Origin of the sequence: Bacillus sp. EB600, assembly GCF_024494385.1 — a bacterium.
Classification (GTDB): Bacteria; Bacillota; Bacilli; order Bacillales; family Cytobacillaceae; genus JAEVLT01.
The window spans coordinates 1-2090 of the sequence record NZ_JAEVLT010000104.1 but is presented as its reverse complement, the minus strand read 5'-3'; the positions used below and the strand labels follow the sequence as shown (position 1 = coordinate 2090).

Annotated in this window: 1 protein-coding gene and 1 pseudogene; one reads left to right on the top strand and one right to left on the bottom strand. The window is 36.8% G+C overall.

Annotated elements, in window-relative coordinates; all coding sequences use genetic code 11:
• The first annotated feature begins 242 nt into the window (after positions 1-242).
• The gene (locus JN080_RS28650) at positions 243-1250 is read left to right on the top strand and encodes a DNA/RNA non-specific endonuclease (protein ID WP_256239333.1); all 1008 of its coding nucleotides are present in this window, start codon (positions 243-245) and stop codon (positions 1248-1250) included.
• A 270-nt stretch (positions 1251-1520) separates the two neighbouring features.
• Here the strand turns inward: JN080_RS28650 and JN080_RS28645 are convergent.
• Positions 1521-1928: pseudogene (locus tag JN080_RS28645) on the bottom strand (transposase); the annotation flags it as partial.
• Positions 1929-2090 lie beyond the last annotated feature (162 nt).

Here is a 2090-nt window from a genome sequence, read left to right as displayed (position 1 = left end):
TATCCGGTGATCTTATAATACGAACGTGGCAGTTTAATGGAATAAGGAGTTTTAGCATAACTAGGTTAATAACATTAGGATTATCATATGGGGAATATAAATTTGTTGGAGTTAAGATTAAAGGGTTTCAGCTTTAGCTTGGAATCCTTTTTAAATTATATAAATTTATTCGTTTTTTGAAGTAATTTAGTAGTATAATAGTATTGGTGTTTCTACAGATATTTACAAAAAGGGGACAATTTATGAAGAAATTAACCTACTTATTTATGGCGTTTTTATTAGTTTTCCTTGCAGCTTGTTCATCAAATGAAACAACTAGCAAAGAGGAAAAAATCAAAATAAATAAAACTCAAGAAGTAAGCAAAAAGAAAGCAGCCACTGTTGAAAGCCAAAAAAATACACCTGACGATGAAGTCGAAAAAACGACTAGTGAAAGCGCAGTTAGTCCAAGCGTTCCTGCCACTAGTACACCAACGATAACAAGTGTTAATGGTGACTTTGACTACAGTAAATATACACTAATTGCAGTAGATGGCGGAGATATGTCAGGATATAGAAAGCCGAATGTAAGAGTTGATATCGGGTTTGGCGGCAGGGAATATTGGGCTTTTACAAATGAATACGGACAGCTAATTCGTGTTGAGGCAAAAAATATAACACTCCAAAATCCGAATACTGATCATGTTTTGTCATCAGGTAGATATTACTCTGATGAAGCAAATGTTCCTGGTACAGAGAGTCCAACCTTGGATAAAGGGCATGTGATTGCTGACTCGCTTGGGGGAGTATCAAACGCATATAACATTACACCTCAGGACAGCATTCTCAATAGGCACGGCGATCAAGCTTATATGGAAAAAGTGATTCGAGATGCAGGAGGTTGTACTGACTTCGTAGCAGTGATTCAATATCCAAATACTCAGACGCAAATTCCGAACCATTACAAATTCACATACAAAATTCAGGGCAGATCCATTACAGATGAATTTGACAATGTAAACCCAGATGAAGTGAACAAAAATTTAGGGAAAACGACAGGTACGAGCAGTACGCCACCGAAAACAGACAATGTACCTGCAACCGAAACGGAAAATAGTAATGAAGATGTTAGTAAAGTGGATACCAATCATAACGGGAGTGTTACGATCGCTGAAGCCAAAGCTGCTGGCTTTAAAATGCCAATTACGCGTGATTCATGGCTCTATAAATATATGGATGATCGAGATGGTGATGGCTTAGTAGGTGAATAAATGGGTGGAAAAGCTTAAGAACCGGTTGCATTGGCAGCTTTTTTTGCTCAAAAAACAAAGTTTGTGAAGGGTTGTACGTACACTAAAGGGTAGCTTTACTTCAACATGGAGTGAAGCCTTTTTCTTGTTCAACTAAACCAGCCAATAGTTTGTCAATATTTTTCATTAAAAACATAAAATACTTCATGCTATACTAAATTTAGACATGCCAAATAACCTTCCAAGGTTTGGTGTTTGGAAAGTTTTGGGCCGTTTAGTTATATTTTTAAATTAGACTAGATCTTGGAAACTTGATTTGCTTTTTAAAAGTGCATAAATCCAATGTAAAAGCTTATTGGCACAGGCTATCACAGCTACTTTAAAGGGTTTTCCTTCTTCACGTTTCTTATCATAAAACTCTCGTAATCGCTTGTTACGAGGAATGATTTCATCTGTCGTTTTCTTCTTGCGACAATCACGAATGGCACATTTAACGGCCATATACAAGGCGTGTCGTAGTCTGCTAGAGCCTCTTTTGGTAATCCGATTTAAAGTACCTTTGAATGTTCCAGATTCAAAGACACTTGGATCGATTCCGGCAAATGCAACTAGTTTCTTAGGGTGATTAAAACGATCAATTTCCCCAATTTCAGAAATAATCGTGGCAGCGATTTTTTCACCGATACCAGGGATCGATTGGAATTTATGTTAAAAAGGAGAAGCTTCGGAAAACAGCACATAAGTTCAAGCCTCAGCTGCTGATTATCAAACTTTGTACTTGTTCCAGATTCCGGATGATAGGCTTTAGTAAAATAACTGAGGAGCCATTATTGTAGTACATTCGTTATTTTCAATATTCCT

What these genes read in the sequence shown, in the direction of transcription:
- JN080_RS28650 (WP_256239333.1), top strand. Translation starts at nt 243, where the DNA reads ATGAAGAAATTAACCTACTTATTTATGGCGTTTTTATTAGTTTTCCTT.